Source organism: Leucobacter salsicius M1-8 (assembly GCF_000350525.1).
GTDB lineage: Bacteria > Actinomycetota > Actinomycetes > Actinomycetales > Microbacteriaceae > Leucobacter > Leucobacter salsicius.
This window is the reverse complement of the sequence record NZ_AOCN01000012.1, coordinates 39,805-64,637: the sequence shown is the minus strand read 5'-3', so window position 1 is coordinate 64,637 and position 24,833 is coordinate 39,805. Positions and strand designations below refer to the sequence as shown.

Sequence of the window (24,833 nt, the reverse complement as noted above, 5' to 3'; positions counted from 1 at the left end):
CCCAGGGTGTGGCCCCAGTAGGGCAGCGGCCCCGCGTGGGGCATGCAACCCCGAGTTAGGCTTCCCGTGTTCACCTGTGTGCTCATGCGAAACAAAGCACACGATGTGGGAAATATTGCACCATAGGGCACAACATGTAGTGCTTGAGTGTCGAGGTGACGAAAGCCACCTAGAGCGGTAAGCTGGCAAAGATTATGGGTGTTTTGCTTGTCGAAACGCTTGTTTAGCGCAGTCCCTGCCAGTGGGTGAGGCTGTCGCTCGTGTTCCGAGGACTGTCAGGAGAAGTTACACACATGAACCCGAAGCCGTTCAAGCTGGGCCACGCGGTGCAGGCGATCAATTGGAACCGCATCGAGGACGAAAAGGACCTTGAGGTCTGGAACCGTCTCGTCAACAACTTCTGGCTGCCTGAGAAGGTGCCGTTGTCAAACGACGTGCAGTCGTGGGCGACCTTCACCGACGCCGAGAAGCGCCTCACGGAGCGCGTCTTCACCGGACTCACCCTGCTCGACACGATCCAGGGCACCGTCGGCGCCGTCTCGCTGATCCCTGATGCGATCACCCCGCACGAGGAAGCCGTGCTCACGAACATCGCGTTCATGGAGTCGGTGCACGCGAAGTCGTACTCCAGTATCTTCTCGACGCTCTGCTCGACGCAGGAGATCGACGACGCGTTCCGCTGGTCGGTCGAGAACCAGTACCTTCAGAAGAAGGCACAGATCATCGTCGACTACTACGAGGGCGACGACCCGCTCAAGCGCAAGGTCGCATCGACCCTGCTCGAGTCGTTCCTGTTCTACTCGGGTTTCTACCTGCCGATCTACTGGTCGTCGAAGGCGAAGCTCACGAACACGGCAGACCTGATCCGCCTCATTATTCGCGACGAGGCCGTGCACGGCTACTACATCGGCTACAAGTACCAGCAGAGTGTCGCCAAGGAGACGCCCGAGCGTCAGGAAGAGCTCAAGGCGTACACGTTCGATCTGATGTACGAGCTCTACGAGAACGAGGTGCTTTACACACAGGATCTCTACGATCCCGTAGGCCTGACCGAAGACGTCAAGAAGTTCCTGCACTACAACGCGAACAAGGCGCTCATGAACCTCGGTTACGAGCCGATGTTCCCCAAGGAGATGTGCGACGTCAACCCGGCGATCATGTCTTCGCTGTCGCCCAACGCTGACGAGAACCACGACTTCTTCTCGGGCTCGGGCTCGAGCTACGTCATCGGCAAGGCCGAGGCCACCGAGGACGAGGATTGGGACTTCTAAGATTTCTTCTTAGAGGCCCCGCCTAAATACCTGTTCACGCCCCTGATCCGCGAGTTTTCGCAGATCAGGGGCGTTTTCGTGTCTCCCAGTCGAAAGACAGAGGAGAACAGAGATGAACAGGAATACCCACCCGAAGTGGCACGGGGATGGCACGCGCGCACCTTCCATGCGGAAGGAGGGCGAGGTAGCGACCGGAATTTGCGGTTGCTGCACCGCCCAAGCCGTGCCACTTCGTGCCACGAACGATCGAATCAACCCCCGGAGATCCGCGGAATCATGCGGATCTAGGAGGGGTGTGAGGTCGAGTGGCACGAAGTGGCACGACGGTCCGCCAGCGTCCGTTCGAGTCCATGGGAGGGCATCATGAGCAACAGCAAACGCGAGAATTGGGGGAGCCTGCGCAAGCTCCCATCGGGCCGCTGGCAAGCTCGATACCCAGGACTCGACGGAACGACCTACACGGCCAGAACCGATCAAGACCGGCCGCTCACCTTTCTCACCAAAACGGATGCACGAACCTGGCTTGCCGGGGTGCAATCGAAGATGGCACGGGGCCTTTGGGAGCCACCGGAGCAGATTGCAGCGCGGCTGCAAGCCGAGCTGGAGATCGAACAGGCGCAGTCGTTGGGCTTCGAGGAGTATTCCAAGCGTTGGCTTGAAATGATCCGTACCGAACCCAATCGCAGCGGTAAGAAACGGGCGGTTGGTACGGTGCGCTCGTACCAGGGGAAGGTTACCGGCTACCTCGTTCCAGAGTTCGGAAGCACTCCGGTGCGCGAGATCGACGCCGCCCGCATCAAGGTGATGACGGACCGGCTTGATCAGATCCCCGCGCCGCTCAACCCGAACTCGAAGTTCAACGGCATTACGAGACCGGTGCTCATCGTGCTCATGATGATCCTTCGGCAGGCCGCACGAGACGGCATCATCCCGGCGGCACCGAATGTATCGGTACCGCGGCAAGAGTCGGTGAGGCACGACGCAGACCACGACGCGGGTGAAGACGTTGCGAATCCCATTCAGGTTGAAGCACTGTACGAGGCGGTTCCAGATCAGTGGGCTATCGCGGTGCTGCTCGCGGCATGGTGTCAGCTGCGCCGAGGTGAGTGCCTCGGCCTGCAACGTCGTGACATCGAGTGGCACGACGACGGAAGCGCCACACTGCATGTGCGGCGCCAGCTCAACGCCAACACCGGTGGCTACACCGATCTGAAGAGTGAGGCTGGCAGGCGATCCCTCAGCATCCCGAAGCTCATGATCGGTCGGCTGCAGCAGCACTTGGAGGACTACGTTTCGTCCGACGCGAAGGCGCCGGTGCTCCCGGCCGACCGCCGGGGGAGCATCCCGCTGTCGAACACCCGTTGGGGATACATCTGGGCTGACGTGCGAGACGGCGTCGCGGGGCTGCCTCACCGCTTCAGATTTCACGACCTGAGGCACACGGGGCTGACGATCTTCGCGCAAGAGGGGGCGACGCTCGCGGAGCTGATGAGACGCGGCGGTCACGCTGACATTCACATCGTGTTGCGTTATCAGCACGCCACGATGAATCGAGACCGGGAACTGGCCGACCGTATGAGCGATCGTGTTAGCACGAGCATTGCCCGAGCAAAGAAAGAAGGTGACGGCGGCGAGGAGACCTAACCGGACAGCCGAGGACACCTGTGGAGTGACACCAATTCGCTTACAGGGAGGTAACACCATGACTGCTCGCACTCCATCCGATGCACACGAATCCGCGCTGGTTCCATTGGCGGTCGCGGCCGAGAATCTGGGAGTTTCGGTCAAGACCATCAGACGTCGAATCGCTGACGGCACCGTCCGCGGGTATCGGGTCGGCCGACTCATCCGCGTTGATCTCGACGAGCTTCGCCGGAGTTTGGTGGTCGAGATTCCCACAGCAAGATAGAAGTTACAGCACCCGGCTTTTGGGTGAGACAGCATGCGGCGCCCCTGCGCGGATCACACTCCGCGCAGGGGCGCTCGTCTCGCCCTCCATCATTCGTACGATGTCGGCTCCACTGGTGACGACACGGGCGTGGCCACCTTGCAGCAGCAGGTTGGTGCCAGTGCTGGCGGCGCTCGTTATGGGCCCGGGGACTGCGCCGACGAAGCGCCCCAGCTGCGTCGCCTCGGTGGCCGTGTGCAACGAACCTGACCGGGATCCTGCTTCAACGATGATTATCGCGCTCGACAGAGCGGCGAGGATGCGCGATCGGTCGATAAACCGCTGGCGAGTCGGCGCGACCGACGGTGGCACCTCGGACAGCACCAGGCCCTCTCGGGCAATGCGATCGATGAGGTCAGCGTGGCCCGCGGGGTATGGGCGATCGACGCCAGAAGCGAGCACCGCGATCGTGTTCGCATCTCGGATGAGGGCGGCACGGTGCGCGGAGGCCTCGATCCCGTACGCCGCGCCTGCGACCAGTGTTCTGCCGCCCTGAGCGATGTCTCCGCACAATTCGTCGGTGACATGCGCGCCGTATGAGGTGGCGGCGCGGGCGCCCGTGACGGTGATGCGCTGCGGGAGCGGCTCAGCGAGCAACTCCGTGCGCCCCTTTACCCAGAGCGCGTACGGGGCACGAGGGCCGAGATCGTTAAGCGCCGCTGGCCAGTCAGGGTCGCTGGGAATGATCACACGGAACTCGCTGGCCTCAACTATTCGCTCGGCAAGGCGACCCGGGGCGGCAACTGAAAGGAGCCGATCGCGCCACACCGCAGCCTCAACGCGATCCATTCCCGGGACCGTGCCGTCCCCCTCGGCGATCGAGATCAGCTCTGCTGCGCCCACCTCGGCGAGCAAGTTTCCCGTGGCGATGTCAGCGGGGGTGCCGATCATCGACAGCAATACGCGGGCGGAACGATCATCCCTAGTAAGAGCGGTGAGCGCGGGCATGGTGGCCTCCTTCGAGAGTGACTTCTTCTAGAAGGTGCGCCTCATCCGACCCCTTTCGCATCTGTAAAAGGGGGCGTACATTGGAAGATGAGGCACGTCCACAAATAGCAGGCCCTTCGGGGCGGCCCTCACGGGAACTCGATCATATGTCGCCTCCTCTTCGGAGAAATATGTACATCGGGAGTCCCCGCCATGATTCGCTCAATCTGGATCTTGAGTATCTACGTTCGCTCGTTCATGCAGCACTGCATGCCGACCAACATCCTCATCGCTTTCATTCGGCGGCGTCATGGGCTGAAGTGGGGTGTGCCAGCGATGTTGCTTGCCGTGCCCTACGCGCTGGCTGCCGTGTGGTGTTTAGATCTGATCGATCACGGCGGGCCGGGGTGGTTACCCCTCGTGATCTTGATCTGTATCTGGAACGCGATAAAGTTCATCGTCATGGGCCCGGTCAGCGTGGTGCTGTTGTTGCGTTGGAAGCATTTTGAGGCAGTCGCCCGCAGAGAGGTAGCCATGCACGAGTCACCGGCTGAGCCCAACACTGTGCTCAGCCGGTGACGGCGATTAGTTGGGCACTTCTCCCGTGTGATCGTCGATGCTCGCGTAAAAGGTATCTTCGGCGGCTTCGCGTACTTGAACCTGGTCGACGACGAATTGCACGAAGTCGGCATCGCGGTCAGTAATGACCTGCTCGACGTTTTCGACCGTGTGATCCTCACCGGGCCAGATTGTCAGCCGTGTGGGCCGGTCTCGATCGAGACGGGTGCCGCTTGCGGCGATCCAATCGCGCAGCCGCTGCCGCGCGTCAGCGAAGTCTCGATGCCAGCCCAGTGGGGCAGAGCCGTCTTGGTTCGCGTCATAGGCGCAGAGCCAATGCAGATGGAGCGCAGACAGCTCCCAGAGCAGCTCGGAGTGCCGGTGCCAGAGGGGCGGAATTACTGATGCCGGGAGCCCGTACTCCACTCGGAGCCAGTCCACCCAGCGATTGAGTTCAAGCAGCTCTTGTTCGAGATCGTGCGAGGTGAGCAGGTTCCAGTTGACTGGATGCGGCGGTTCAGCCACCAGATTGCCATCGCCCCACTGACCGTGAACGCGGTCATCGCTTTCATCAAGGTTCTCCTGAGTGTTCATGAGTCGATCCCCATTCGTGCGTTAGAGGCCGAGTACCGGTGGGCTGAATACTGATCGTTGTGCGGGGGATTCAAACGCTCGATTCTGCTCCCGGGCGGGAGCGTCTTGACCTGCAACTTTGCGAGGTGAGCGATCCACGTCGTACCGGGTGCGAACGACATCATGACCGATGCGCTTCGCCACGAACTCTTCCCCCTCAACGGGCTGTCCATCTCGTTCGAAGCTCACCGGCTGTTGGTAACCCTCGGCGATGAAGTTGTCGCCTTTCGTGAACCGTTCATTTGCCAGTTCCGCTGAGCGCCCAAACATGACGAGATGATGGAAGCTCGTCTCGAGCTGCGTGAAGCTGCCGTCCTCTTCGCGACGAAAATGCTCCTGCCCAAAGCGGAAATAGAGACGCTGGTTTCCGTTTGCCGAGGTCGTCAGCTTGGGGTCGGTGGCGACAAAGCCTGAGACGGATTCTTGCGTGTGGATCGACATTTTCTCTTCCTGTCTGCTCGGGTGACCGGCATTGTTCGGTCACTGCAACAGGAAGGTGCGCGTGGATTCCCGCGCGTATCGTTACGTCGCGGGGCGTTCCAGCAATGCCTCAACCGCCGTGCGATCGGCTTTGAGCTGCGGGCTGTCGGTCCGCTTCGGCCACGGATGCAGGTCAGTAACGATCGGCGGTGCCGATCGCAGCAGGATGACCCCGGTGCCAAATGGCAGGGTGCGGATGAGGTCGGGCGGCAAAATCGGGACGCGCCGAATGGAACGTTGGTTCGAGCGCGAACCATAGTCTCCCAGCGTGATCGAGTCGGTGAACTCGTCCCGTTCTCCGATCAGGGTGGAGAGGTCTTGGAGGTCACGCGAGTTGGATGCGCCGCCCAGAATGATCTTGGCGATGCTGGCATCCCAGATCGCGGCTGCTTGATTCTCGGACCACTTGTCTCGCGCTTGGGCGAGTGTCTGGAGCACGGGCATGGTGGTGATCCCTGTGCCGCCGCCCTCTGCCATGAGCGTCGGGAGGGAGGGGAGCGGCGCGAGATTTCCAATCTCATCGAGGGCGAGTAGTAGCGGCGGATCAAGCCGGGCGCCCGGTGAGCGTGCTGCCATGCGGCGGGCGGTCTCGACGAGGTCTTCAACGAATGCCGCAACGAGAGCCGAGCTGTTCCCGGCACCCGCCCCGGTTGCCAGCAAATAGAGCGTACCGTGACTGCGAATGAACGTCTCGGGGTCGAAGTGCTCACCGTCCGACGGGCTGACGGCATCGAGCACCCGCGGATCTGCCAGTGCCGAGAGCGCGAGAGAAACACCCTGCCAGATGCTGTCACGCGTGCGCGGGTCAGCATCGAGCATCGCCTCCAGCGACTCCGCCCAACCTGTCGCCGCAAGTTGCGAGCCGACCAGGATCGCAACTGCCTCGGCCGCCGCCGAAGGATCGAGTGTCCACCGGAAGAGTTCAGTTGGGCTGCGGCGGTCGAGAGCTGCAGCGTGCAAGAGTGCCTGCAACGCAATGCGCGTCTTTCCCTCCCAGAACCCGCCGCCTTCGACGCCACCCGAAGATAGCTCGGTGGCCGCGGCTAGCCCGGTTGCTCGGATCATCGCGGTCAGCGGATCCTCGCACCCGCGTATAGGCGACCAGCGCAGTCCGGCAGGGATACCTTCGGCGAGGCGTTGTGGATCGAAGACGGCAACCGGCCCGAGCCGCTCGCGTGCTCTGAGTGTTGCGGTGAGATTGTCGGGCCTCGTCGACGTCGTTACGACTGCACCGGGTGCGTCAAGGATTGCCGGAATGACGATGTGGAGACCTTTACCTGAGCGCGGTGGACCGATCAGCAGGATCGAGTCTTCGACGCTGGCCCAAATCTGCTTGCCACGTGACCGGCCCAGCAAGTAACCCACGTCCTCGGGCATTGGCTTCTCCAGCGAAGGACGAAGCGTGGCAGCGCGGTGCAAGAGCGACTTCGCGGACGCATTGACCACGACTTCGTGGCTCGTGGCAGTGCCCGCGAGCTTGTGCGGATCGGCATCCGAGGCTCGAGAATAGCGACGCCACCTCATCCAGGTCCAGCCGATCGCGCCACCGAGTCCAAGAAGTAACGTCATCGCCACGGCCCAGTAGATGATCGCGTTGAGCGCGGGCGCTTGGAGCGCTGCCGCCGGGTCCAACGGATCAAAGAGAACGTTGACACCACCGGCAATTCCGACATCTGGTTGCGTTGCCCCAGTGAGGAAGGCAGCAATCGAACCTGCTGCTCGCAGGACTACGGCAACACCAAAAACAGCGACAAGTGCAATCATCAAGACATTGGTCAGCTCATCACCGAGCCCACGACCCTGCGCGTGTGGAGCGCTCATAACGGCAGCCGTTCCGAGATGATCACGCCCGAGACGCGTCCAATGAGCATGATCTCTGAACGGTGATCCGCCAACTGGCTCAAGTCGACGAGCCCACGAGCCTTTCCATCAGCGGATCCCTCGGCGCTGGACACTTCCAGCGCAACGGTGACGTCTTCGCCAGGAATGAACCCGGACCCGGTAATCTCGAACAGCTGACGCGCTGGGCGGTGCCGCGCTCGCCGCATCGAACTGGGATGCCCGGCATCGACGGCGGTGCGTTCGTTTTCTGCCGCATGAATGATGTCGGTGAAGACGGAGCCGTCAAACTCATGGACTTCGATTCGGACTGTCCGCGTCCGGTGGGCGGAGATCGAATCGAGCAGATCCCCAAACCGTGCCCTGATCCAAGGAGGGTCTGGTGTCAGAGGTGGGAAGTCACGACCGTCGTAGCTGACGTCCATGGTGCCGCGCTCATCGACCGTGACGACGGCGAGCGGAAGGTTGACGTGTGATTCAGAAAGTGTTTCGACATGGATGTTGCGATCGCTCATGCCACAGAGGTGTACTTCCGCGCACGCTCGCTCAATTGTTCAAACCACTAGTTTTAAACCCTAGGGGATTGCGCGCGCGAGATCAGGTCGTGTGCGTGTTCAGGAGGGCGAGGAACTCGTCCGCCATCCCGAGCTGTTGGGCGAGCTTCTCGCGTCGCTCCTGTGCGTCTTGACGGAAATCAGCCAGGGTGCGGCGGGCACCTTCCGGATCAGTGCTTGATGGCAAGGCGTTGTGGAGGGCGTGTAGCAGGTCCCCCATCTGCTCGAGCGAATATCCGAGAGGCTTCATGCGCCGGATTAGCATCAGTCGGTCGTAGTCGTCTTCCGTATACAGGCGAAATCCGCCCTCAGAACGGCCTGAAGGCGTGAGGAGACCTATCTCGTCGTAATGGCGGATCGTGCGCAGTGAGAGACCTGTGCGTTCCGCAAGCTCGCCGATGTGCATCGTTACAGGTTCAGGCATCATCCATACTCCAAACTCGCGTCAACCCTCACGTTACGTTAGTGTTTGTGAGTGTACTCCGCTTATCAGGGTACCTTCCCGCCCGTTTCTGGGCCCGCGCGATCACGCGAACGCAGACACTATCCATGCCTTCACGACGAAGGCACCCACCCCAAACACGGAGGACCCGCATGGCCTTTGCCGTATCAACCGCAGACGAGAAAGTCCGCTACCGGCCGGAACCCTCAGTGCTCACCGCGCTGAAATCGCCCCGCCTCTTGACTCGTGAGGCTCTCGCCGGTCTCGTGGTCGCACTCGCCCTCATTCCGGAAGCAATCTCGTTCTCGATCATCGCAGGCGTCGACCCAAAGGTCGGATTATTCTCCTCGTTCATCATGGCGGTGACGATCGCGTTCGTCGGTGGAAGGCCCGCCATGATCACCGCCGCGACGGGTGCAATCGCGCTCGTCATCGCCCCGGTAGCACGCGACTACGGGATGGACTACTTCATCGCGACTGTGCTTCTGGCCGGGGCGCTGCAAGTCGCCTTGGCCGTGTTCGGGGTCGCGAAGCTTATGCGGTTCATTCCGCGTAGCGTCATGGTCGGCTTTGTGAACGCGCTCGCGATTCTGATTTTCATTGCACAGCTGCCACAGCTCATCGACGTACCTTGGCTGGTTTACCCGCTCGTCGCGGTGGGCCTCGTGATCATGGTGTTCATGCCGAAGATCACGAAAGTGATTCCTGCACCGTTGGTGTCAATAGTGATCGTCACAGCTGCAGTAGTGGTGTTCGCCATCAATGTGCCAACCGTCGGCGACCAGGGCGAGCTGCCCCGGAGCCTCCCGGAGTTGTTTATTCCGAACGTGCCACTCACCTGGGAAACGCTCACGATCATCGCCCCGTACGCCCTCGCGATGGCGCTTGTCGGACTCATGGAGTCGCTCATGACTGCGAAGCTCGTTGACGACGTCACCGACACCCACTCGAACAAGACCCGCGAATCCTGGGGGCAAGGAGTTGCGAACATCGCGTCAGGCATGTTCGGCGGTATGGGTGGCTGCGCGATGATCGGACAGACGATGATAAACGTGAAAGCATCGGGAGCGCGCACCCGCATCTCGACTTTCCTCGCAGGCGTATTCTTACTGATTCTCATTGTCGTACTCGGTGATCTGGTCGCGATCATCCCAATGGCGGCACTTGTTGCGGTGATGATCATGGTCTCGGTTGGCACATTCGATTGGCACTCCATCAAGCTCTCGACGCTCAAGCGGATGCCAAAGAGCGAGACGACTGTTATGGTCATCACGGTTGCGGTGGTGGTCGCGACCCATAACCTTGCGATTGGGGTCATCGTCGGGGTGTTCGTCGCCGCGATCATGTTTGTGCGCCGCGTCGCGCATCTCGTGAACGTGGATCGTGAGGTCACCGAACAGTTCGACGTCCAGACCGCGCACTACACAGTTGAAGGGCAGTTGCTCTTCGCCTCAAGCAACGACCTCACCACCCTGTTCGAATACACGGATGATCCGGAACGTGTCGTGATCGATTTGTCGAAATCGCATATCTGGGACGCCTCGACCGTCGCAGCACTGGATGCGATCGTCACGAAGTATGAAAAACACGGCAAGAGCGTCGAGATCATTGGGATGAATAAAGCCACGACCGAGTTCCACTCCCGACTGTCGGGCGGACTAGGCGCGGGCCACTAATTGGTAGCAGGGGGCGATGGTAGCCTGAACGTGATGTCTTCGAATCCGTTCCGCTTGGTCTTTTCACCGGCCCAGTGGGTGCTGCCGCACCCGGGTACAAACGGATACATCTCTTCCTGGGGTGCGATGTTGTCTGGCACCACTCCCGCCGTCAGCGCAGCGTAATCACGGCTCGGCAGCTTTCGCACGCCTAGCGACGATGGCACCACTCTCGTTCGAGTCGATCATTCCTGCCTACGAACGACCCTGGGAGAAGCATGACCCCCGCACCTGAAACTACAAAGCACACATTTCCGCGCTACGGCACCTTCACCGAAGCCCGACGCATCGGCGCGCTGCTGCGCAAGGAGACCGTCGGCGGAGTCTTGCTCGTTATCGCGGCACTGATTGCGATCGTCTGGGCTAACTCACCCCTTGCGGATTCCTACTTCGCATTGCGCGATTTTGAAATCGGCTATGAGCCCTGGCATCTCCGATTGACCTTGGGGGCGTGGGCAGCAGACGGGCTGCTTGCGATCTTCTTTTTCTTGGTAGGGCTCGAGCTCAAGAAGGAGTTTGTCGCTGGCGACCTGCGCCGGTTCCGCACGGCAATCATACCGATCGCCGCTGCCGCCGGAGGGGTTGCTGTACCCGCGCTCATCTATGCCGCGATCGTGTGGACTCATCCTGAACTCCGGCAAGGGTGGGCGATCCCCACCGCCACCGATATCGCGTTCGCGGTGGCAGTGCTCGCGATCATTGGCTCCCATTTGCCAGCTGCGCTCCGCATTTTTCTGCTCACTCTCGCCGTGGTCGATGACCTGCTTGCGATCAGCATCATCGCCATTTTCTACACCGATGACGTCGCCTTCGTGCCACTGTTGCTCGCGTTCGCGGTGATTGTGGTCTACGGGTTCATCGCGCAGCGATATCGGGGATTCTTCGGGGTGCGCCCGTTTGCAGCATGGCTGATTCTGCTCCCCATCGGAGTGGTCGCGTGGGCACTTATGCACGCCTCTGGGATCCACGCCACCATCGCAGGCGTCCTGCTGGGCTTCACGATTCCGGTCCTGCATCGCAGAAGAGATTCCAAGCTATCTGCAGACCGTGTCGGGCTTGCTGAGGAGTTCGAGCACCGATTCCGGCCACTGTCTGCCGGTGTCGCCGTGCCGGTGTTTGCATTTTTCGCTGCAGGCGTTTCTGTCGGAGGGTGGGAAGGTATCCATGCCGCGATGACCCATCCCATTACCTTCGCCATTGTCGCGGCTCTCGTGCTCGGCAAGCCACTCGGGATCGTCACAACGACTTGGATCATGACGAAGACCATGCGCACCAAGCTCGACCCTGAACTGCGATGGATCGACATGATCGGTGTCGGACTCCTCGCAGGCATTGGGTTCACCGTCTCGCTCCTTGTCGCGGAACTCAGCTTTACCCCCGGCTCAGTCGAGCACAACTACGCGAAGGTCGCGATCCTCACCGCTTCCGTGCTCGCCGCCGTACTCGCGGCGGTTCTGCTTGGAATCCGCAACCGCCAGTACGGGCGCATCCGACACCGTGACCGTCTTGACGCGAACCAAGACGGCATCCCTGACGTCTATCAAGATGGCTCGGGTGCGCAGCCGAGAGGCTGATACTCGTACTGGCAATTCGAGATTCTCATCGAGAGGCGCTCCTGAGCTACTGGGTTGGCTGAGGTGCCAACCTGCGGGTAGCCGCCGCGAGCACAGACATGACCGGACTGTAGTAGGCCCATCGGCCGCGCTGCTGTCGAGTGACGAGTCCGGCCTCGACGAGTTGCTTCATGTGGTGTGAAACCGTAGGTTGCGAGAGTCCGATTGGTTCCGTGAGGTCACACACGCACATCTCGCCGCTGGCGCTCGCAGTAATGAGTGAGAGCAGCTTCACTCGTGTCGGGTCGCCGAGAGCCTTGAATACTTTCGCCAAATGCTGGGCATCCACATCAGTCACGACATTGTGGTCAAACGTCGCGCAGCAACTTGACGACAAAACTGGAGGCGCAGCATCCTGCAAATTGTTCATATCACCATTCTGCCCAACATATTGACAGTTGTCGATGTGAGGCGATAGGTTTTTCATATCGATGAATGTCAATGGATGGAGAAATGTAATGCACGAAGTCGTCGTGATTGGAGCAGGACCCCAGGGGCTCGCAGCTGCTGCCCATTTGCTGGAGCGCGGAGTTGAACCACTGGTGCTGGAAGCGGGCGATGGCCCGGCCGTAGCAGTATCGGAGTGGGCGCACGTGCGCTTGTTTTCGAAATGGTCTGAAGTGATCGACGGTGCGAGTAAGCGTCTCCTTGAGGCAACTGACTGGATCGAACCCGCTGAAGGCTACCCGACGGGGGCACAGTGGATCTCTGAGTATCTCGCGCCCCTTGCCGAGACACTTGCGGAGCGGGTGCGTTACGGCGTTCGCGTGACAGGAGTCAGCAAGAAGGGGCGGGACCGCTCGGTAGATGCAGGCCGGTCAGATCAACCGTTCACCATTCATGTGGTGAATTCGGATGGTGGAGAAGAGCGAATTGAAGCTCGATCCGTAATTGATGCTTCGGGAACCTGGAATACACCAAGTCCAGCGGGTGCGGACGGTCTCCCCGCATTGGGAGAGCAAGCTGTCGCGGCAGCAGGCATCCTCAGTTACCTGATTCCGACGCCAGAGGATGCCCGTGCGCTCTCGGGTAAACACGTCGTTGTCGTTGGTAATGGTGCGTCGGCGAAAACAGCCATTACACAGTTGGCTCGGATCGCCCGGCGCGATCCTTCTACCCAGATCACCTGGGTGCTGCGCCGCGGTATAGTCGGTAATACGTTCGGCGGTGGCACTGCGGATGAGCTTCCAGAGCGTGGCGCACTTGGCCAGCTTGCAGAAAAGTACGTCGCTGACGGGCTCGCGGACCTTGTCACGGGATTCAGGGTTGTAGAAGTGAATCGTGACGGTGATCGTGCGATTTTGGTCGCGGAAGACGGTCGGTCGCTTGCCCCAGCAGACCAGATCATCGTGCTGACCGGGTTCCGCCCTGACCTGTCGATTTTGTCGGAAGTTCGATTGGAGATCGATCAGCGTCTTCAGGCACCCGCACGTGTGGCGACCGAGGTAGATCCCAATTTGCACTCATGTGGATCGATCCGTGCCACTGGTGCAGCGGATCTTGCCCACCCTGAAGAAGATCTCTACATTGTTGGCGCGAAGTCCTACGGGCGCGCCCCAACATTCTTGGCGCTGACGGGATTCGAACAGGTGCGCAGCGTCGCCGCGGCATTAACGGGCGACCTTGTGGCTGCACAGCGCGTTGATCTTGTGCTGCCGGATACGGGTGTGTGTGGTGGTGCTGGCTTGTTTGATGCTCCTGAGGAAACGTCGGGCGGTAGCTGTTGTGCAACCGCTCCTGCACCGATTGAGCTTGTTACCTCACTCAACCGCTAATTCCCTTGGGGAGTGACGTCTTCCGTTTCCAATCGTCTGAACTGTGCCGGGGCAGTGCTCATGTTACTGAGCCCCACCCCGGCGCAGCGCTAACTAATCGAGTAGCGACGCCACCAACTCTTCGATGCGCAGCTTGATGTCGTCACGAATGGGGCGCACTGAGTCAATGCCCTGCCCCGCGGGGTCATCAAGCTCCCAGTCCTCGTAACGCTTGCCTGGGAAGAATGGGCAGGCATCACCGCAACCCATCGTGATCACTACGTCAGAGTCCTGCACAGCCTCAGTGGTAAGCACTTTGGGTTGCTCGGCGGTGATGTCGATGCCTTCTTCGCGCATGGCGGCGACGGCTGTGGGATTGATCTGGTCGGCGGGCATCGACCCGGCGGAGCGTACCTCGATGCGATCGCCAGCGATGTGGCGTAGGTATCCCGAGGCCATTTGCGAACGCCCGGCGTTGTGCACACAGACGAATAGCACGGAGGGCTTGGTTTGAGTGGTCATTGAAGTTTTTCCTTATGTGGTGAGCGTGTCAAGCAATGTGTGTACGCGGGTGGCGAGGTCGTCGCGGATCGCTTTGGCACCGTCATCAGAGGCGAGTGCAGGGTCTCCCACTGCCCAATCCTCGTAGCGCACACCGGGAATGATGGGGCAGACATCACCGCAGCCCATGGTGATGACGACGTCTGCGGCACGCACCGCGTCATCGGTGAGTGGCTTTGGAAATGCTGTTGTCGCATCTTTGTCACCCTCAATTTCTGTGAGGAGCGAACGTACACTCGGGTGCACATCGACAGCTGGGTTCGATCCGGCCGAGCGAGCGATAACGGTGCCACCCGACAACTGATTCATGAGGGCTGCCGCGAGCTGCGAACGCCCGGCATTCGCAACACATACGAACAGCACCTGCGGAACAGAAGTCTCACGGTCACGCATCAGGTCAGCAAGACGTTGTCTCGCGAAGCGTTCAGTGAGGGGAATCATGTGTTGGGTAAGTTTCGCAGACCTGACGAGACCCGCATACGATTCCCGTACGATCGCGGTTACCAGGTCGCGATTCAACTCGGAAAGTTCGTCGGCCAGTTCATCCGCGAGCCGCGTAACGCGAGCATCCATAGTGCGCAGCGCGACAGTGCGATCCTGTTCGCTCTCAACATCTTCAAGGAGGGTCGCCGGTGCAAAGGAATCTAGCAGCGCGGTGACAGCATTTTTGCGAGATGCGACGACTCGATACCAGACCCAGGTGCCACGACGTTCTGAGGCGAGCAACCCAGCGTCCTTCATGACTTTCAGATGGTGAGACACCGTGGGCTGCGACACGTCAGTAAGCTCAGCAAGATCGCACACGCACGCTTCACCGCGGGGGTCTGTGGCGATGGCAGAGAGCATTCGCAGGCGGAGTGGCTCAGCGAGCGCCTTGAGTGTGGTTGCGACAGAGGAAGCGGCTGCAGCTCCCATCGCGTGCTCCACTGTAGGTGTGCATATTTCTGGGTTGCGGAGCGCGGTGTCCGGGATCATGACTTGCTCGTTTCAGTCGCGTATGGGTCAGTCTTAAACCAAACTCTCGCCAGCCACAGGGAGACGTACACCAGGCCGACGAGCACCGGCACTTCAATGAGGGGGCCGACCACACCCGCGAGCGCCTGGCCAGAGGCAGCACCGAACGTGCCGATTGCGACTGCGATCGCGAGCTCAAAGTTATTGCCTGCTGCGGTGAACGCAAGGGACGTGGATCGGGCATAGCCGAGACCGATCGCTTTACCAGCGATCATGCCGACAAACCACATAATGGCGAAGTATGCGAGCAGTGGCACCGCGATACGAGCAACATCAAGCGGGTTATTTGTGATTGCTTCGCCCTGGAACGCGAAGAGCAGCACGATGGTGAAGAGCAGGCCGTAGAGCGCCCACGGGCCTATCCTCGGGAGGAACTTCGCTTCGTACCATTCGCGGCCGCGACGCTTCTCGCCGACCCACCGCGACATAAACCCTGCAAGCAGTGGGACGCCCAGGAAAACCAGCACATTGAGCGCGATCTGCCACACCGAAACGTCGAGGCCCTGAGTGTCGAGGCCGAGCCAGCCGGGGAGTACCGTGAGGTAGAACCAGCCGAGCACGGAGAACATGACGACCTGGAACACTGAGTTCACCGCGATCAGTACCGCGGTTGCGTCGCCGTCACCGCATGCCAGGTCGTTCCAAATCACGACCATCGCGATACAGCGAGCAAGCCCAACGATGATGACACCGGTGCGATACTCGGGGAGATCCGCGAGGAAGATCCATGCAAGGGTGAACATAAGCGCAGGGCCGACGAGCCAGTTAAGCACGAGCGATGAAATGAGCAGCTTTTTGTCCCCGGTGACTGCTGCGACTTTGTCGTAGCGGACCTTCGCGAGCACGGGGTACATCATGACGAGTAGCCCGAGTGCGATGGGCACGGAGATGCCACCAACCTCAAGTCGTGTCAAGAGTTCGGAGAGGCCGGGGATGAAACGGCCGAGCAGGAGGCCTACGATCATGGCTAGCCCGATCCAGACTGCGAGCCACTTGTCGAGAGCCGACATGCGCTTGGGTGTCACCCGCGACGGAGTTGCCAAGGTATTCGTCACGAGAGCAATTCCTTAATCTTTGCCGCGATAACTGGTCTTGGGTGTGCCCCGATAAGCACATCGACTCGCTCTCCAGCCTGGTAAAAACCGAGGGTCGGAATCGAAATGACACCCGCCGCAGATACGGTGGCAGGATTCGCATCCGCATCAACTTTGACAATCTTCACTTGGCCCGAAAACTCGGCTGCTAAGTCTTCAAGCACTGGTGCGATCGCCTTGCACGGGCCGCACCAGGTCGCCCAGATGTCGACAACAACAGGGAGACCTGACTGGAGCACTTCGTGTTCAAAGGTGTCATCGGTGACGTTGACGATACTCATATGGCACTCTCCAGAACGAGATCCGAGCGTTGTTCAGATGGGATGAGGCTTGATAAAAATTGCTGTGCATCCTGCGCTGCGGCGCATCCTGTACCTGCAGCGGTGATCGCCTGCCGGTAAGTGTGATCGACCAAGTCGCCCGCCGCGAACACGCCTGTGAGGCTCGTTCGGGTGGATGGATGCTCAACTTTCACGTAGCCGTCGCTATCGGTTGCCACCTGCTCTGCGACAAGCGCGGATCGTGGGTCATGGCCGATGGCAATGAATACCCCCGTCACATCTAACACTCGTTCCGAGCCGTCAACCGTGTTCTTGAGCCGGAGTCCATCGGCCTGCTCCTCGCCAAGGATTTCAGCCACTTCGGAGTTCCAGGCAACTTCAATCTTGGAGTCAGCGAGCACTCGATCGACCATGACCTTTGAGGCGCGGAACTCATCACGACGGTGGACGATCGTGACCTTTGACGCGAATCGCGTCAAAAATAGCGCCTCTTCCATCGCGGAATCACCGCCTCCAACTACGGCGATCTGCTTCTCGCGGAAGAAGAATCCATCACACGTGGCACACCACGAGATACCATGGCCAGAAAGACGATCTTCCTCGGGCAAGCCGAGCTTGCGGTACTCGGACCCCATCGCCAGCACTACAGCACGAGCGGCATAGGCCTCACCGTTACCGGTCTTGATCGTTTTGACGGCACCTTGAAGGTCGATGCTTACAGCATCGTCGTTGATGATTCGCGCACCGAATCGCTCGGCCTGGGCGCGCATCGCATCCATCAGGTCTGGGCCCTGAATCCCGTCGATAAAGCCGGGAAAGTTTTCGACCTCGGTTGTTGTCATCAGCGCGCCGCCCGCAGTTACGGATCCTGCGAGGACTACCGGAGCAAGGCCCGCACGTGCTGCGTATACCGCGGCCGTGTATCCAGCAGGTCCGGAGCCGACAATAACTAGCTCTACTTCTTGAATCGACATGTATCTATATTGGCAAACTTCGATACATGCTGCAACCTCGTGTGACGAAATTCACTGACTCGTTAGGTGGTGTTCAACTATAAGGTTGCGGGTGCGCCATGGCCCCGCTGCGGCTAGCGAGCGCGCAACGCTTCACGAGAGGAGCGCTGGGACGCGGAAACTCCACGCCGCCGACGATCCGTGGAATCACGCGCGTGATGGCGATTGTCGGGATCTTCTCTGAGGTTCCAGCCAAAGCGTCAGCTCATAGGTCACCACTTGCTGACTGTTCATCTAGGACTGTATAGTTCAGCACATGCTGACTATTGCTTCTCGTGTGGACGTGATGAACCGGTTGGGTCGCGCCATGGCTGATCCGACGCGGTCGAGGATTCTGTTGACATTGCTTTCGGGACCAGGATACCCAGCGGAGTTGGCGCGGGAATTGGAGCTGACACGGACGAATGTGTCGAACCACCTGGCCTGTCTGCGCGGGTGCGGGATCGTGGCCGCTGAGCCCGAGGGCCGCAAGACTCGTTACGAGATCGCCGACCCTCACCTGACGGCGGCATTGACGGCACTGGTGGATGTGACCCTTGCAGTCGACGAGCAGGTTCCGTGCATCGATCCGGCCTGCACTGTTCCCGGTTGCTGCATCACCGTGGACACCGCTGAGGCAGCCCATTGAGCGCGTCGTGTTGCGAGCTGCCCAGCACAACAGGGGCTGAGACGGAGGAGATGGAGCGCCCATGGTGGCGTGATCTAGCGATCCTGATTCCACTGGCTTCTGGACTTTTCTTCATCGTGGGCCTGGTCACCGAGTGGACGACGGGGAATAATCCGACCGCTGAAATGGTGGCGTTGGTGCTGTTCTGGATTGGGCTACTGCTCGGGGCATACACGTTCGTGCCCGGGGCGCTGCGGGGTCTATTCACCAAGGGCAAGCTCGGCATCGCGCTACTCATGACGATCAGTGCCGTTGGGGCGGTGATCCTCGGGTATGTCGAGGAGGCCGCGGCGCTGGCGTTCCTGTACTCCATCGCCGAAGCGCTCGAAGACAAAGCGATGGATCGGGCCCGGTCCGGCCTTCGCTCTCTGCTCAAGCTGGTACCCGAGACGGCGACCATCCTTCGCGCTGGCATACCTGTCGAGATTCCTGCACGAGAGATCCGGGGCGGTGATGTGTTGCGGGTGCGGCCCGGTGAACGCATCGCAACCGACGGCACGGTCGCTCGGGGTGCGAGCAGGCTGGACACCTCGGCGGTCACTGGGGAATCTATCCCCGTGGAAGTTACCGCTGGCGATCAGGTCGCGGCGGGGTCGATCAACACCTCCGGGTCACTGGAAATCACCGCCACCGCTGATGGCACAGACAACTCGCTGACTACTCTCGTCGGGCTCGTGGAGCAGGCGCAGCAGGACCGAGGTCAGCGCGCCCGCCTCGCGGACCGCATCGCACGCCCACTTGTACCGGGCGTGATTATCCTCGCTGTGCTCGTCGGGACGATCGGGTCGTTGTTCGGTGACCCGGAGACGTGGATCATTCGCGCTCTGGTTGTGCTTGTCGCGGCCTCCCCGTGTGCACTCGCGATCGCGGTGCCGGTCACAGTCGTTTCCGCGATTGGTGCCGCGAGTCGCTTTGGAGTGATATTCAAGAGCGGTGCGGCGTTCGAACGCTTTGGCACCTTGCGTCGTATCGCTGTCGATAAGACCGGCACCCTCACCCGCAACCAGCCTGCAGTCACCGCGGTCGAGGCAGCCGACGGTGTTTCCCGCGAAGAAGTGCTCGCCTGGGCAGCGGCCATCGAGCAGCACAGCACCCATCCACTTGCAGCCGCTATCACCGCCGCGGCCCCGGGTACACCCGCCGCATCCGGGGTGAGCGAAACACCCGGCCACGGCGTCACCGGCCATGTCGACAGCCACAAGATCACCGTCGGGAGCCCCCGCTGGATCACCCCGGCCGGTGACCTCGCGAGTAGGGTCGCGGCGATGGAATCAGACGGTCAGACCTGCGTCATGGTCACCCGCGACGGGCACACTGTCGGTGCGATTGGTGTCCGCGACGAGCTCCGGCCCGAGGCCGCCGAAACCGTTGCCTCACTCCGTGACCTGGGGGTCGAGGTAATGATGCTCACTGGCGATAACTCCCGCACCGCGAACGCTCTCGCGAAGATCGCTGGGATCGCTGACGTGCGCGCGGAACTACGCCCCGAAGATAAAGCCCGTGAAATCACCGACTCAGTGAAGCAACAGCCGACAGGCATGATTGGTGACGGTATCAATGACGCCCCCGCGCTGGCCTCGGCCACCGTCGGCATCGCAATGGGCGCAACCGGGTCGGATGCAGCCATAGAGTCTGCCGATATCGCCTTCACAGGTCATGATCTTCGCCTCATCCCACAAGCGCTGCGCCATGCGCGTCGCGGGCGAAACATCATCAACCAGAACATCGTTCTGTCTTTAGCGATCATCGTCGTGCTGTTGCCACTGGCGATCACCGGTGTACTCGGTCTTGCCGCCGTCGTCCTGGTTCACGAGGTCGCCGAAGTTTTTGTCATTGCCAACGGGTTACGCGCTGCCCGTACCCGACGACCGCGCCTATACCCGATCGCATCAGAGCAGAACCGCAATGCAAAGACCACACCCGAAGTGAAGAACGAAGGAGTGGATGCATGAAGGTTCAGGTATTACATATCGAAGAATGCCCCAGCTGGGAGGAGGCCGGGGCACGGGCCAGACAAGTACTCGACGGTGCAGGTCTGGCGGATGTGGCTGTTGAGTTCGTCGTTATCCGCACGCCAAACGAAGCAGCGAGTACTGCGTTCGCTGGCTCGCCAACTATCGTCGTCGACGGTGAAGACCTGTTTCCGTCCGATGGACAGACCACTTCGCTCGCCTGCCGGGTCTATTTCACTGAATACGGCCTTGCCGGAACGCCCACCCGAACGCAGATCGAGCGAGCACTCCAGAATCACCTGTAACTGACATAGAGGAGAATGAGAGCCATGCGAGCCGGGGTCGAGTGGATGGAGCGATTCCAGGTGCGGCTCTACTTGGTGGCCCTCCTTGTTGGACTTCTCGTCTGATTTGGCCTGGTTAAAGTTCCGATCTTTTACAAGGATAGGAACACCATGGCCAAGAAATACGAACCCGAGTTCCGTGAGCGCGCCCTCCGCATGCTCACCGAAGCTCTACCCGAACACGCAAGTCTTCATGCGGCGAGTAAACACATCGGCGGGCTCCTTGGAGTCTCGCCCGACACGCTTCGCGTCTGGCATCGCCAAACCCAGGTCGACGCTGGCGCGAAGCCCGGTGTCACCACCGATATGAATGAAGAGAACCGTCGGTTGCGCCGCGAGAATGCGGAGCTTCGGAAAGCGAATGAAGTTCTCAAAGCTGCGAGCATATTTTTCGCGCAGGAACTCGACCGGCCACGATCGAAATGATCCGATTCATCGATAAGTATCGTGATCGTTTCGGGGTCGAGTTCCTCTGCCGCACGCTACGTGCGGCAGTCCGTGGTTTCCTCACCTCACGCGGGTATCGGGCAGCGAGGAACCGGCTGCCTTCAGCTAGGCACCTCCGTGATGAGATCCTCATCCCGGAGATCACGCGCCTCCACCACAAGCATTACGGCGTGTATGGTCGCCGCAAAATGCATGCCCTATTGCGGCGTGAGGGCTGGGAAATTGGCCGTGACGCCTGCGAGCGGCTCATGAAGATCGCTGGAGTACGCGGCGTGCAACGCTCGAAACGGGCATTCACCACGAAGAGCGACCCGGCGGACCGGCTGCCAGGTGATCTCGTGAATCGGAACTTCACTGCGGCAGCACCGAAGCGGTTGTGGGTCGTCGACATCACCTATGTTGCGACGTGGTCTGGGTTCGCGTACGTATCGTTCGTGACCGACGTGTACTCGCGCAGAATCGTCGGCTGGAATGTCGCTTCAACACTCAAGGCCGAGGTATTGCCGTTGCAAGCGCTTGAGATGGCGGCCTGGCAGGCCGGTGGTGATCTCGAGGGGTTGGTGCATCACAGCGACCACGGCTCGAATTATATGTCGATGGTCTACACCAACCGGGTCGCAGAGCTCGGCGCGGATCCCGTCAACCGGGACAGTCGGCGATAGCTACGACAATTCGATGGCTGAAGCAGTGAACGCGCTCTACAAAGCCGAATTGATCAGGCAGCAGGGGCCTTGGAAAACGGTCGAGCAGGTCGAGCTTGCGACGTTGGAATATGTGTGGTGGTGGAACAACGAACGCCTTCACGGGGAGCTTGATATGCGTACCCCTGCAGAGGTTGAAGCGGCGTACTACGCTGTCACTGAACCGTTGCCCGCACTGACGATGTAACGGACAACCATGTCGGAACTTTAGTCAGGCCAAATCACTCCTGAGCACTCACGCCTGTGCGCTGCAGATGGAGAACTGATGCTCGCGGCCATCGGTTCAGCGCTCGCCCCTGGCGGGGTAGCGTCGTCATCCTTTGGTGGTGGTCAGTCTCGGGGCGAGGCTCTGGATGCGGTCGGCGATGTCTTCGAAGGCCGCATCGAATGCAGCATCGGACCCGTCGCGCACGGGGTCAGGCACGGACCAGTGCACCCCGCCCGTGCCGGCGAGTTCTTCGTGGGCGGTGTCGCAGACGGTGACCACGAAGTCGTCCGCCTCGGCCACGTCCTCCAGTGCGCGCGGCCGGGTGGCGCGGAGGGTGAGGCCGTGCCGGTTCGCGGCGGCGATCGCGCCGGGCTCGATGGCGTTTGCCGGGTGGGTGCCGGCCGAGGCTGCCGGGATGTCGCTGGCGTCGTGCCAGAGGGCGGCGGCGAGCTGGGAGCGGGCGGAGTTGCCGGTGCAGACGAACACCACCCGCCGCACCCCGAGCCCCGGCGACGGGGTCAGCCCCGAGAACGCGTCGGGGGCGAGGTGCAGGTAGGTGCGGCGCCGGTCGGCCTCAGACCGAGTGCGCACCAGGAATCCGGCGTGCTCGAGCTGGTTCAGGTGATGCGCGAGCAAGCTGGACGAGATTCCCAGCCCGGCTTGCAGCTCGACCGGGGCGACATCGCCCAGGGTCAGTAGGTCCATGATCCGCAGTCGCACCGGATCGGCCAGCGCCGCATACCGCGCCACTCGCCCCGTCAAGTCAGTTCGCTCAATGTTCATTACCTCAATAGTGACTGAGCAATGTATCGTCGTCAAGGTGAACCACGAAACAAGCGCAAGATCGACCTCCTCGCCGCTGTGGCGGCGCGCGATCGCCGAGTTCCTCGGCACCGGACTGCTGGTGACCGTCGTGGTCGGCTCCGGCATCGCCGCCCAGCAACTCTCGCCAGATGACGTCGGCCTGCAGTTGCTGGAGAACTCGCTGGCGACCGCGCTCGGCCTGACCGTGCTCATCCTGATCTTCCAGCCCGTCAGCGGGGCGCACTTCAACCCGGTCGTCACCCTCGCCGACCGGCTCCTCGGCACCCGACACCGGCCGACCGAGATCACCGCGTACCTCGTCGCGCAGATCGCCGGAGGGATCGGCGGGGCGGTGCTGGCGAACCTGATGTTCGACGCCCCGACGACGATCGCCACGACGGATCGGTTCTCGGCAGGGCATCTGCTCGGCGATGTCGTCGCCACCGCAGGCCTCGTCCTGCTGATCTTCGCCCTCGCCCGCACCGGCCGCAGCGCCCTGGTCGCCCCCGCGGTCGGCGCCTACATCGGCGCCGCGTACTGGTTCACCTCCTCCACGTCATTCGCCAACCAGGCCGTGACGATCGGCCGGATCTTCACCGACACCTTCGCCGGCATCTCCGCCGCCCTCCGCGCCCGCGAACTCGACCCCAGCACCGACGTGACCGTGGTGGTGGCGGATGAGTATCCGAACTTCTCCATCTGCGGCATCCCCTACTACTTCACCGGCGAAGTCCAGCCGTGGCAGTCGCTCGCGCACCGCACCGCCGCCGACCTGGAAGCGACCGGGATGAGCCTGCGGCTCAACACCTTCGCCACGGACATCGACGTCGCAGGGCGGCGCCTCACCGTCCGCACCCCTGACGGCCGCACCGAAGACATCGGCTACGACGAACTGATCGTCGGCACCGGTGCCCTCCCGTCCCACGCTGGCATCGCCGGCCTCGACCAGCTCACCCCGGTAGACGGGGTGCATGTCATCCACTCGATGGGCGACACCTTCGCCCTCGACCACGACCTCACCGCGCGGCAGCCGCAGTCCGCGATCATCGTCGGCGCCGGCTACGTCGGCCTTGAGATGGCCGAAGCCTTCATCACCCGCGACATGACGGTCACCCAGCTTCAACGCGGCCCCGAAGTGCTCTCCACCCTCGACCCCGAACTCGGCACCCTCGTCCACGACGAGCTCACCACGCATGGGGTCGAGGTCGTCACCGGCACGACCGTCACCGGCATCGAGAAGACCCCGGCCGGCCTCACCGTCACCGGCACCCGCGCCGGCCAGCCATTCACGCAGACCACGGACCTCGTCCTCGTCGTCGTCGGTGTCCGGCCGAACACCGAACTGCTCGAACGGGCCGGGGCACGCCTCGGCGCGGGACGCGCCGTGGTCGTCGACGAGCACATGCGCACCGGGCTCCCGCACGTATGGGCCGCCGGCGACGGCATCATCACCCACCACCGCCTCCTGGGCCAGACGTACCTGCCCTTGGGTACCACGAGCCACAAGCAGGGCCGCATCGCCGGAGAGAACGCGCTCGGCGGCAACCGGGCCTTCCAAGGCTCCGTCGGCACCCAGGTCGTCAAAGTCTTCGACCTCGTCGCCGCCCGCACCGGCCTGCGCGATCACGAGGCGATCGCCGCCGGATACACGCCCTCGACGATCGCGGCGGCGGCCGACGATCACAAGCGGTACTACCCCGGCGCGCACCCCATCCACTTCCGCATCACCGGCAACACCCGCGATGGCCGATTGCTCGGCGCGCAACTCGTCGGCAGGCGCGGCACCGAGGTCGCCAAACGCGTCGACACCTACGCCACCGCCCTCTACGCCGGGCTCACCATCGAGCAGATCACCGAACTCGACCTCTCCTACACCCCACCCCTCGGCTCCCCATGGGACGCCGTCCAGGTCGCGACCCAGGCATGGGAAGCGCAAAACCGCCTCGCCGCGACCCCAGCCTGACCCGCACGAACTCACGGGTCCAGATACGCTGAAACAGCACCTGGACCCGT

General features: G+C 61.4%; 24 protein-coding genes and 2 pseudogenes. 13 read left to right on the top strand and 13 right to left on the bottom strand.

Going from position 1 to position 24,833, the window contains the following annotated elements; translation table 11 throughout:
• Nucleotides 1-293 precede the first annotated feature (293 nt).
• The 3 genes from nrdF (at nucleotide 294) to C795_RS16830 (ending at nucleotide 3,180) form a co-directional block, all read left to right on the top strand.
• Nucleotides 294-1,271 (top strand): class 1b ribonucleoside-diphosphate reductase subunit beta, encoded by a 978-nt coding sequence (gene nrdF, locus C795_RS0104280; RefSeq protein ID WP_017792523.1) that lies wholly within the window; start codon nucleotides 294-296, stop codon nucleotides 1,269-1,271.
• A gap of 363 nt (nucleotides 1,272-1,634) precedes the next feature.
• A complete protein-coding gene (locus C795_RS0104275; protein ID WP_017792522.1) occupies nucleotides 1,635-2,915 on the top strand; it encodes a tyrosine-type recombinase/integrase in 1,281 nt (426 codons plus the stop codon).
• A 58-nt stretch (nucleotides 2,916-2,973) separates the two neighbouring features.
• A complete protein-coding gene (locus tag C795_RS16830) occupies nucleotides 2,974-3,180 on the top strand; it encodes an excisionase family DNA-binding protein (protein ID WP_083879129.1) in 207 nt (68 codons plus the stop codon).
• A 3-nt stretch (nucleotides 3,181-3,183) separates the two neighbouring features.
• On the opposite strand, the gene dprA is transcribed toward C795_RS16830, so the two are convergent.
• Nucleotides 3,184-4,167 (bottom strand): DNA-processing protein DprA, encoded by a 984-nt coding sequence (gene dprA / locus C795_RS0104270; protein ID WP_017792521.1) that lies wholly within the window; start codon nucleotides 4,165-4,167, stop codon nucleotides 3,184-3,186.
• Between the two features lie 213 nt (nucleotides 4,168-4,380).
• On the opposite strand from dprA, the gene C795_RS0104265 reads away from it, so the two are divergent.
• On the top strand, nucleotides 4,381-4,725 hold the full coding sequence (locus C795_RS0104265; RefSeq protein ID WP_332248475.1) for a sulfate permease: 345 nt from the start codon (nucleotides 4,381-4,383) through the stop codon (nucleotides 4,723-4,725).
• Between the two features lie 6 nt (nucleotides 4,726-4,731).
• Here C795_RS0104265 and C795_RS0104260 read toward each other — a convergent pair whose 3' ends face one another.
• The 5 genes from C795_RS0104260 to C795_RS0104240 all read right to left on the bottom strand — a co-directional run bounded on the left by C795_RS0104260 (nucleotide 4,732) and on the right by C795_RS0104240 (nucleotide 8,634).
• Nucleotides 4,732-5,298, bottom strand: coding sequence for a hypothetical protein (locus C795_RS0104260; protein WP_017792519.1), 567 nt, complete (start codon nucleotides 5,296-5,298; stop codon nucleotides 4,732-4,734).
• A gap of 21 nt (nucleotides 5,299-5,319) precedes the next feature.
• Entirely contained in the window at nucleotides 5,320-5,778 is a 459-nt protein-coding gene (locus tag C795_RS0104255) for a single-stranded DNA-binding protein (protein ID WP_017792518.1), read from the bottom strand.
• Nucleotides 5,779-5,859: 81 nt separating this feature from the next.
• Complete coding sequence (locus C795_RS0104250; RefSeq protein ID WP_017792517.1) at nucleotides 5,860-7,638, bottom strand: type IV secretory system conjugative DNA transfer family protein; 1,779 nt, start codon at nucleotides 7,636-7,638, stop codon at nucleotides 5,860-5,862.
• Nucleotides 7,635-8,171, bottom strand: coding sequence for a hypothetical protein (locus C795_RS0104245; RefSeq protein WP_017792516.1), 537 nt, complete (start codon nucleotides 8,169-8,171; stop codon nucleotides 7,635-7,637). The genes C795_RS0104250 and C795_RS0104245 overlap by 4 nt, the downstream gene beginning before the upstream one ends.
• Nucleotides 8,172-8,253: 82 nt before the next feature.
• Complete coding sequence (locus C795_RS0104240) at nucleotides 8,254-8,634, bottom strand: MerR family transcriptional regulator (protein WP_033349092.1); 381 nt, start codon at nucleotides 8,632-8,634, stop codon at nucleotides 8,254-8,256.
• 170 nt (nucleotides 8,635-8,804) lie between these two features.
• Between C795_RS0104240 and C795_RS0104235 the strand changes: the two genes are divergently transcribed.
• Both C795_RS0104235 and nhaA read left to right on the top strand, forming a co-directional pair.
• Nucleotides 8,805-10,328, top strand: coding sequence for a SulP family inorganic anion transporter (locus C795_RS0104235; RefSeq protein WP_017792514.1), 1,524 nt, complete (start codon nucleotides 8,805-8,807; stop codon nucleotides 10,326-10,328).
• Between the two features lie 257 nt (nucleotides 10,329-10,585).
• Complete coding sequence (nhaA, locus tag C795_RS0104230) at nucleotides 10,586-11,941, top strand: Na+/H+ antiporter NhaA (protein ID WP_017792513.1); 1,356 nt, start codon at nucleotides 10,586-10,588, stop codon at nucleotides 11,939-11,941.
• Nucleotides 11,942-11,987: 46 nt separating this feature from the next.
• On the opposite strand, the gene C795_RS15175 is transcribed toward nhaA, so the two are convergent.
• Entirely contained in the window at nucleotides 11,988-12,350 is a 363-nt protein-coding gene (locus tag C795_RS15175; protein WP_017792512.1) for an ArsR/SmtB family transcription factor, read from the bottom strand.
• 88 nt (nucleotides 12,351-12,438) lie between these two features.
• Here C795_RS15175 and C795_RS0104220 point away from each other — a divergent pair, with 88 nt between their 5' ends.
• The gene (locus C795_RS0104220; RefSeq protein WP_017792511.1) at nucleotides 12,439-13,755 is read left to right on the top strand and encodes an FAD-dependent oxidoreductase; all 1,317 of its coding nucleotides are present in this window, start codon (nucleotides 12,439-12,441) and stop codon (nucleotides 13,753-13,755) included.
• Between the two features lie 93 nt (nucleotides 13,756-13,848).
• Here C795_RS0104220 and C795_RS0104215 read toward each other — a convergent pair whose 3' ends face one another.
• The 5 genes from C795_RS0104215 to trxB are packed head-to-tail and all read right to left on the bottom strand — an operon-like array spanning nucleotide 13,849 to nucleotide 17,658.
• A complete protein-coding gene (locus tag C795_RS0104215) occupies nucleotides 13,849-14,256 on the bottom strand; it encodes an arsenate reductase ArsC (RefSeq protein ID WP_017792510.1) in 408 nt (135 codons plus the stop codon).
• A 12-nt stretch (nucleotides 14,257-14,268) separates the two neighbouring features.
• Entirely contained in the window at nucleotides 14,269-15,210 is a 942-nt protein-coding gene (locus C795_RS0104210; protein ID WP_017792509.1) for a metalloregulator ArsR/SmtB family transcription factor, read from the bottom strand.
• A gap of 56 nt (nucleotides 15,211-15,266) precedes the next feature.
• Nucleotides 15,267-16,319 (bottom strand): ACR3 family arsenite efflux transporter, encoded by a 1,053-nt coding sequence (arsB, locus tag C795_RS0104205; protein ID WP_198008429.1) that lies wholly within the window; start codon nucleotides 16,317-16,319, stop codon nucleotides 15,267-15,269.
• Nucleotides 16,320-16,360: 41 nt separating this feature from the next.
• On the bottom strand, nucleotides 16,361-16,684 hold the full coding sequence (trxA, locus tag C795_RS0104200) for a thioredoxin (protein ID WP_017792507.1): 324 nt from the start codon (nucleotides 16,682-16,684) through the stop codon (nucleotides 16,361-16,363).
• Complete coding sequence (gene trxB / locus C795_RS0104195) at nucleotides 16,681-17,658, bottom strand: thioredoxin-disulfide reductase (RefSeq protein ID WP_026139436.1); 978 nt, start codon at nucleotides 17,656-17,658, stop codon at nucleotides 16,681-16,683. Before trxB ends, trxA begins: the two co-directional genes overlap by 4 nt.
• A 295-nt stretch (nucleotides 17,659-17,953) precedes the next feature.
• On the opposite strand from trxB, the gene cmtR reads away from it, so the two are divergent.
• From cmtR to C795_RS16255, 4 genes and pseudogenes are all read left to right on the top strand, one after another.
• Entirely contained in the window at nucleotides 17,954-18,325 is a 372-nt protein-coding gene (gene cmtR / locus C795_RS15170; protein ID WP_033349070.1) for a Cd(II)/Pb(II)-sensing metalloregulatory transcriptional regulator CmtR, read from the top strand.
• A 50-nt stretch (nucleotides 18,326-18,375) separates the two neighbouring features.
• Nucleotides 18,376-20,316 carry a heavy metal translocating P-type ATPase gene (locus C795_RS15165; RefSeq protein WP_017792504.1) on the top strand — a complete coding sequence of 647 codons (1,941 nt, stop codon included), beginning with the start codon at nucleotides 18,376-18,378 and terminating at the stop codon, nucleotides 20,314-20,316.
• The gene (locus tag C795_RS0104180; protein ID WP_017792503.1) at nucleotides 20,313-20,621 is read left to right on the top strand and encodes a DF family (seleno)protein; all 309 of its coding nucleotides are present in this window, start codon (nucleotides 20,313-20,315) and stop codon (nucleotides 20,619-20,621) included. The genes C795_RS15165 and C795_RS0104180 overlap by 4 nt, the downstream gene beginning before the upstream one ends.
• A 150-nt stretch (nucleotides 20,622-20,771) precedes the next feature.
• Nucleotides 20,772-21,995, top strand: a pseudogene (locus C795_RS16255) (IS3 family transposase).
• Between the two features lie 126 nt (nucleotides 21,996-22,121).
• Here the strand turns inward: C795_RS16255 and C795_RS0104160 are convergent.
• The gene (locus tag C795_RS0104160) at nucleotides 22,122-22,799 is read right to left on the bottom strand and encodes an arsenate reductase/protein-tyrosine-phosphatase family protein (RefSeq protein WP_017792501.1); all 678 of its coding nucleotides are present in this window, start codon (nucleotides 22,797-22,799) and stop codon (nucleotides 22,122-22,124) included.
• Nucleotides 22,800-22,836: 37 nt separating this feature from the next.
• Between C795_RS0104160 and C795_RS17745 the strand changes: the two are divergent.
• Both C795_RS17745 and C795_RS17740 read left to right on the top strand, forming a co-directional pair.
• Nucleotides 22,837-23,439: pseudogene (locus tag C795_RS17745) on the top strand (aquaporin); the annotation flags it as partial.
• Between the two features lie 39 nt (nucleotides 23,440-23,478).
• Nucleotides 23,479-24,783, top strand: a complete 1,305-nt coding sequence (locus C795_RS17740; RefSeq protein WP_232225433.1) for an FAD-dependent oxidoreductase — start codon at nucleotides 23,479-23,481, stop codon at nucleotides 24,781-24,783.
• Nucleotides 24,784-24,833 lie beyond the last annotated feature (50 nt).

Excerpts from the sequence above, each read along its gene's own strand:
- nrdF (WP_017792523.1), top strand. The coding sequence starts at position 294 with ATGAACCCGAAGCCGTTCAAGCTGGGCCACGCGGTGCAGGCGATCAAT.
- trxA (WP_017792507.1), bottom strand. The coding sequence starts at position 16,684 with ATGAGTATCGTCAACGTCACCGATGACACCTTTGAACACGAAGTGCTC.
- C795_RS0104220 (WP_017792511.1), top strand. The coding sequence starts at position 12,439 with ATGCACGAAGTCGTCGTGATTGGAGCAGGACCCCAGGGGCTCGCAGCT.
- C795_RS16830 (WP_083879129.1), top strand. The coding sequence starts at position 2,974 with ATGACTGCTCGCACTCCATCCGATGCACACGAATCCGCGCTGGTTCCA.
- C795_RS0104250 (WP_017792517.1), bottom strand. The coding sequence starts at position 7,638 with ATGAGCGCTCCACACGCGCAGGGTCGTGGGCTCGGTGATGAGCTGACC.
- trxB (WP_026139436.1), bottom strand. The coding sequence starts at position 17,658 with ATGTCGATTCAAGAAGTAGAGCTAGTTATTGTCGGCTCCGGACCTGCT.
- nhaA (WP_017792513.1), top strand. The coding sequence starts at position 10,586 with ATGACCCCCGCACCTGAAACTACAAAGCACACATTTCCGCGCTACGGC.
- C795_RS0104245 (WP_017792516.1), bottom strand. The coding sequence starts at position 8,171 with ATGAGCGATCGCAACATCCATGTCGAAACACTTTCTGAATCACACGTC.
- cmtR (WP_033349070.1), top strand. The coding sequence starts at position 17,954 with ATGCTGACTATTGCTTCTCGTGTGGACGTGATGAACCGGTTGGGTCGC.
- arsB (WP_198008429.1), bottom strand. The coding sequence starts at position 16,319 with ATGTCGGCTCTCGACAAGTGGCTCGCAGTCTGGATCGGGCTAGCCATG.
- C795_RS15165 (WP_017792504.1), top strand. The coding sequence starts at position 18,376 with ATGGAGCGCCCATGGTGGCGTGATCTAGCGATCCTGATTCCACTGGCT.
- C795_RS0104275 (WP_017792522.1), top strand. The coding sequence starts at position 1,635 with ATGAGCAACAGCAAACGCGAGAATTGGGGGAGCCTGCGCAAGCTCCCA.
- C795_RS0104235 (WP_017792514.1), top strand. The coding sequence starts at position 8,805 with ATGGCCTTTGCCGTATCAACCGCAGACGAGAAAGTCCGCTACCGGCCG.
- C795_RS0104180 (WP_017792503.1), top strand. The coding sequence starts at position 20,313 with ATGAAGGTTCAGGTATTACATATCGAAGAATGCCCCAGCTGGGAGGAG.
- C795_RS0104215 (WP_017792510.1), bottom strand. The coding sequence starts at position 14,256 with ATGACCACTCAAACCAAGCCCTCCGTGCTATTCGTCTGTGTGCACAAC.
- C795_RS15175 (WP_017792512.1), bottom strand. The coding sequence starts at position 12,350 with ATGAACAATTTGCAGGATGCTGCGCCTCCAGTTTTGTCGTCAAGTTGC.
- C795_RS0104255 (WP_017792518.1), bottom strand. The coding sequence starts at position 5,778 with ATGTCGATCCACACGCAAGAATCCGTCTCAGGCTTTGTCGCCACCGAC.
- C795_RS0104210 (WP_017792509.1), bottom strand. The coding sequence starts at position 15,210 with ATGGGAGCTGCAGCCGCTTCCTCTGTCGCAACCACACTCAAGGCGCTC.
- C795_RS0104260 (WP_017792519.1), bottom strand. The coding sequence starts at position 5,298 with ATGAACACTCAGGAGAACCTTGATGAAAGCGATGACCGCGTTCACGGT.
- C795_RS0104160 (WP_017792501.1), bottom strand. The coding sequence starts at position 22,799 with ATGAACATTGAGCGAACTGACTTGACGGGGCGAGTGGCGCGGTATGCG.
- dprA (WP_017792521.1), bottom strand. The coding sequence starts at position 4,167 with ATGCCCGCGCTCACCGCTCTTACTAGGGATGATCGTTCCGCCCGCGTA.
- C795_RS0104240 (WP_033349092.1), bottom strand. The coding sequence starts at position 8,634 with ATGCCTGAACCTGTAACGATGCACATCGGCGAGCTTGCGGAACGCACA.